This window comes from Empedobacter sp. UBA7611 (genome assembly GCF_002484365.1).
Taxonomy (GTDB): domain Bacteria; phylum Bacteroidota; class Bacteroidia; order Flavobacteriales; family Weeksellaceae; genus Empedobacter; species Empedobacter falsenii_B.
Window position 1 is genome coordinate 1 of record NZ_DLJR01000014.1, and the last position, 5,183, is coordinate 5,183.

Sequence of the window (5,183 nt, forward strand, 5' to 3'; positions counted from 1 at the left end):
TAACAAGGGGAAGATTACACTAAATGTGAAGATTTTACGATTAATCTAAATGATGTGTACCGGATCTTCTATATTATAAAACGAACTTTTTAAAAATACTAAAATTACACTATATGAATATTGAATTACTTTTAGTTTTTTTAGTACTTATATTTTTAATTTACTATTTATATAGTAAACTATTAAAATATCCAGAAGTTTTAAATTTTAAATATAAACCTGATTATAAATATGATTTTATTGATATAATTGAAGATAACATTGGTCAAGTAGAAAAAATAAAAATTAGAAGTAATGAAATTTCTGAATCTGATGGATGGATACCTCCTATAAATAGAAAATATTTTAGAGATTTTTATTTTGATGGTTCATGTAATCTAAGGCAAGTTGATTTTTATGAATGTATTAATGAAAAGCCTTTTGAAAAAGTTATTTTTGAATATAATAGTAATGGTAATCTTATTTATGAGAAAAGATTATTAAAAAATGGTAAAACAGAAGTCTGTAAATATTCTTATAGATGGTTTTTTAATTGTTTGAGTGTAAAGAAAAGTGACTCTGATGATGTTGAAAAGTTTTATTTTAAAAATAAAGAGTTGTATAAAAAGAAATTTATTCAGAATTACAAAATATTTGATGAACATAGAAAAAAAATTGATGTATATTTTTTAAAAGAAGGTCAGTTTGTAAATGATGATGATTTTTATAATTTTTTAAACAATTTAGATATTGAAAATGAATCAAAATCTATATACGAATATAACGAGAATAATGATTGGATATTAAAAAGACAATCAATTAACGAAAATTTAGAACAGGAAATTAAACGTGAAATATTTTATATATAAATATTAAGTATGAATAATTTAGAGAAGTTAGATGAGGTTGTATCTATTGAAATTGAATCATTAGAAAATAGAAAGTGGTACAAATATGAATTTAATGGTAAAAAATTTAAAATCAGAAAGAACGATAAAGAAATAAAGCTTAAACCATATGTAAGCATGTGGATAGTTTTATTTATTACTATTGTTATTTATCTTGGTATTTCAACTTTTCTCAATATTGTAAAAGAAGGTATTCATTTAAATGATGATTATAATGCTAATCATACTTCAATTACAATGTATTTGCCAATTGTTTTTAATCCTATTGTTATTTATTATATAATTAAATATGTATCGATAAATATCAAGAAAGGAGATGATTATACCAAATTAATAGATTTACTTGAGAAAAAAGGTTATAAAATCAATTAAAATGATAGTGTAATTTTTAATATAAAAATCCATCGTAAAAAACGATATAAAAATAGGTGTAAAAATGAGTTAAAAATCATATGCTTTTAACTGTTATTTACAAATGATAAAAACGCTATTCAGTTTTCGCTGTTTAGCGTTATATTGTTTTTTATATTCTTCTACATTCATCATACAAAAATAGTTTATCCAATCTTAATTCTCAGTTAAAGACATAAAAAAAGAGAGCTTCTTGTTAGAAACTCTCTTTGTAGTAGCGAGGACCGGACTCGAACCGATGACCTTCGGGTTATGAGCCCGACGAGCTACCTACTGCTCCACCTCGCGATTTAGTAGCGAGAACAGGACTCGAACCTGTGACCTTCGGGTTATGAGCCCGACGAGCTACCTACTGCTCCATCTCGCGTTATTGGACTGCAAATATACGTTCATTATTTAAAATACCAAACATTTTTCGAAATTATTTTATTTTATTCGGACATAAAACAAATAAAACTCACATAAACCATTTTATTAAAGAGGTTTATACAGTTTTAATAATTAAATTTATTTTTAATAATCTTCTAAAATAATTTTAAATCGCTTTGATTGGTGGATGATTTTCGATAAAATCAATTGCTAAATCAGCACTATCTGTTAAAAATAATAACTCTTTATATGGTCTTCCTGTTGCTAATTGATGCAAAACCGAATAAATCGCTGTATCTTCTACATATCTTTTCTTGCTCAAAAAAATCATTGGACTATAATATCCTGACGTTCCGTAATGATTTTGAGCTGCTTCCTGAAAAATTTCTTGTGTCGTTCCTGCACTTCCAGGCGCATAAACTAAACCAAATAAGCTAATTGTTAACAACATATCTTCACGAATACTATTAGAAAAATATTTCGCAATATTCGTGGCAAATAAATTACTTGGCTCGTGACCATAAAACCAAGTAGGAATAGCCAAACTTTCTGCACCATTTGGGTAAATCTCTAAAACCTTCTGCGCATTAGTCATATAATTTTTTGCCAAGTATTCGGTTCTTTGATCATCAATAAAATCTAAATCTGCTAAAATATTAATAGCATTCATCAAATCTTCATCTGCATAGTTTGCCATATAAGCACCTAAGTTTGCTGCTTCCATAATTCCAGGTCCTCCGCCAGAAACAACAAAATAACCTTTTTCAGTTGCCAATTTTGCTGCTTTCGCCGTTTCATTATAAAACTCAGAATTGCGCGCAGTAGAATGTCCACCCATAAAACCAATCACTTTTTTCTTCGTCATTCCGTTTTCATCATATTCTAAAATTCGACGCAAACAATCATCAATAGACAAATCGTGTAAACGTTGCGCCAAAGCTTCTGAAACAGATGGATTATATTTATGTTTTTTGAAATGTTTGTAGATTTTAAGATCTATACTTTCATCATTGTCCTGATTATAACCTTCCATCAACTCTTGCCAAGTATACAATTTTCCACGATATGGATTATAGGGAATTGATGCAAATTTTGGATAAACGAATGCTCCTTTTTCGATTAAATAGATTGCTTCATATTGTTTAAACTTACAACCCAAAAACGATGTATTACATAAATTATACTCTTCCCAATTGATTTCTTGACGCAAAAAATTAACATCTTGAACTACTTTATCGGTTAAATCTTTGGTTTGAGAAACTAATTCATTCCATTCTGATAGATTATGAACTAAATCTTTGATTGGTTTTATTTTCATTCTTTTTTCTTACTTCATTAAAAATTCGTAAAATGAATTTACACGAATTATTCCAAACCAACGAATTCGGCACAATAAATCTGCTAATTTTCATTTTTCTAATTTATATTTGCATCAAATTCGTGCTCAACTTATTGGGGAATCGTGTGCAATTCACGAACTGTCGCGCAACTGTGAATCAATATTTTTGATAAGTCAGAATGCCACTAATTGAGTTAATAATTAGTCAAAAACTTTCGCGAAAAAAGTAAAAATTATGTTCTATGAAATCATCAAACCACCACAAAAAAACATTATCAACTCAAAAAATAATGAAGAAAAGTAACGTGTAAATATTATGATAATGGAAGTGGAAAAAACACCAAGAGAAGAGTTGATCGAACAACGTATCATCAATTCTGAAACTCGCATTTTCAAAGCTGTTTTTCCAGGAGATACAAACCACCACAACACAATGTTTGGAGGATCAGTAATGTATTTGATGGACGAAATTGCTTTTATGACAGCAACTCGTTTTTGTCGTAAACCTATTGTTACAGTAAGTAGTGACAAAATTGATTTTAAGCATTCTATTCCCGCAGGAACAATTGTTGAATTTGTGGGAAGAGTTGTTCGTGTAGGACGCACAAGTTTGGATGTACAAATTGATGTTTATATCGAAAGTATGTACCGTGATGGTCGCGATAAAGCAATCTCTGGAACTTTTACGTTAGTTGCAATCAACGAAAATAAAAGACCTGTTCCTGTTATTGACTAACACGAGCTATAGAAAATTTTTAATCCTTTATCTTTTTGATAGAGGATTTTTTTATGAATTCCAATTAATAATTGATAATATTCTAAAGGTTTCTTAGTTTTACATTAAACACAAAAAATGGAATTACCTTTTGCCGAACCATTTCGCATAAAAATGGTCGAAGAAATTTATCAATCTACTCGAGAAGAACGCGAAAAGTGGATCGAAGAAAAAGATTACAACCTATTTAACCTAGAAAGCCACAAAGTATTTATTGATTTATTAACTGATTCTGGAACTGGAGCAATGTCCGACAAACAGTGGTCTGCAATGATGACTGGAGACGAAAGCTACGCTGGTTCTCAATCTTTCTTAAAACTGAGAGAAACCATTAATACCATTACTGGATTTGAGTTTCTTTTACCAACGCATCAAGGTCGTGCAGCGGAAAATGTATTATTTTCAGCTCTTGTAAAAGAAGGTCATGTTGTTCCTGGAAATTCGCATTTTGATACAACAAAAGGTCACATCGAATTTAGAAAAGCACACGCAATTGATTGTACTATTGATGAGGCTTTTGACAGCGAATTGATTCATCCTTTCAAAGGAAATATCGATTTACAAAAGTTAGAAAATGTCTACAAAGAATACGGAAAAGAACAAATTCCATTTACATTAATCACTGTTACATGTAATTCTTCTGGTGGCCAACCTGTATCAATCGAAAATATTCGTCAAGTTCGTGAATTGTCTAATCAATATGGAATTCCAGTCTTTTTTGATGGCGCTCGTTTTGCGGAAAATGCTTATTTCATCAAAGAAAGAGAAGAAGAATTCAAAACGGAAACGATTAAAGAAATTGTTTTAGAAATGTTTTCTTACGGAGATGGAATGACGATGTCTGCGAAAAAGGATGGTTTGGTAAATATTGGTGGATTTATTGCACTGAATAACGAAGAGCTGTATAAAATTTGTGGAAATTTCGGAATTATTTACGAAGGATATTTAAGCTATGGCGGTTTAGCTGGACGTGATTTAGCAGCTTTAGCACAAGGTTTACAAGAATCGACAGAATATTCTTATTTACAATCGCGCATCAAACAAATTGAATATTTAGGGAATAAATTAATTGAATTTGGCATTCCAATTCAGCAACCAATTGGTGGGCACGCCATTTTTGTTGATGCTGTAAAATTTTTACCAAATGTAACGCGCGAAGAATTCCCTGCACAAACATTGGGAATCGAATTGTACAAAGAAGCTGGAATTCGTGGTGTAGAAATTGGAACTATTTTGGCAGATCGTGATCCTGAAACACGAGAAAACCGTTATCCAAAATTAGAATTATTGCGTTTGGCAATTCCGAGAAGAACTTATTTCCAAAGTCATATGGATTATATTGCAGTAGCTTTGAAAAATATTTTTGATCGACGAAACGAAATGGCGGTTTCAAGTTGCTAAT

The 5,183-nt window shown here is 30.0% G+C and carries 5 protein-coding genes, 2 tRNA genes and 1 riboswitch; of the genes, 4 read left to right on the top strand and 3 right to left on the bottom strand.

The annotated features are described in order from the left end of the window. Positions 1-113 precede the first annotated feature (113 nt). Both B3R94_RS01515 and B3R94_RS01520 read left to right on the top strand, forming a co-directional pair. Positions 114-848, top strand: a complete 735-nt coding sequence (locus B3R94_RS01515; RefSeq protein WP_286495267.1) for a hypothetical protein — start codon at positions 114-116, stop codon at positions 846-848. A 9-nt stretch (positions 849-857) separates the two neighbouring features. Then, positions 858-1,259 (top strand): hypothetical protein, encoded by a 402-nt coding sequence (locus B3R94_RS01520; RefSeq protein WP_286495268.1) that lies wholly within the window; start codon positions 858-860, stop codon positions 1,257-1,259. Between the two features lie 254 nt (positions 1,260-1,513). On the opposite strand, the gene B3R94_RS01525 is transcribed toward B3R94_RS01520, so the two are convergent. The 3 genes from B3R94_RS01525 to B3R94_RS01535 all read right to left on the bottom strand — a co-directional run bounded on the left by B3R94_RS01525 (position 1,514) and on the right by B3R94_RS01535 (position 2,985). Further along, a tRNA-Met gene (locus B3R94_RS01525) sits at positions 1,514-1,586 on the bottom strand. A 6-nt stretch (positions 1,587-1,592) separates the two neighbouring features. Continuing rightward, positions 1,593-1,665, bottom strand: a tRNA-Met gene (locus B3R94_RS01530). Positions 1,666-1,833: 168 nt separating this feature from the next. After that, positions 1,834-2,985, bottom strand: a complete 1,152-nt coding sequence (locus B3R94_RS01535) for an LOG family protein (protein ID WP_280037341.1) — start codon at positions 2,983-2,985, stop codon at positions 1,834-1,836. 126 nt (positions 2,986-3,111) lie between these two features. After that, positions 3,112-3,199, top strand: a riboswitch (adenosylcobalamin-variant (AdoCbl-variant) riboswitch). 129 nt (positions 3,200-3,328) lie between these two features. Between B3R94_RS01535 and B3R94_RS01540 the strand changes: the two genes are divergently transcribed. Next, complete coding sequence (locus B3R94_RS01540; RefSeq protein WP_125349957.1) at positions 3,329-3,742, top strand: acyl-CoA thioesterase; 414 nt, start codon at positions 3,329-3,331, stop codon at positions 3,740-3,742. Between the two features lie 117 nt (positions 3,743-3,859). After that, the gene (locus tag B3R94_RS01545; protein WP_291098143.1) at positions 3,860-5,182 is read left to right on the top strand and encodes a tryptophanase; all 1,323 of its coding nucleotides are present in this window, start codon (positions 3,860-3,862) and stop codon (positions 5,180-5,182) included. Position 5,183 lies beyond the last annotated feature (1 nt).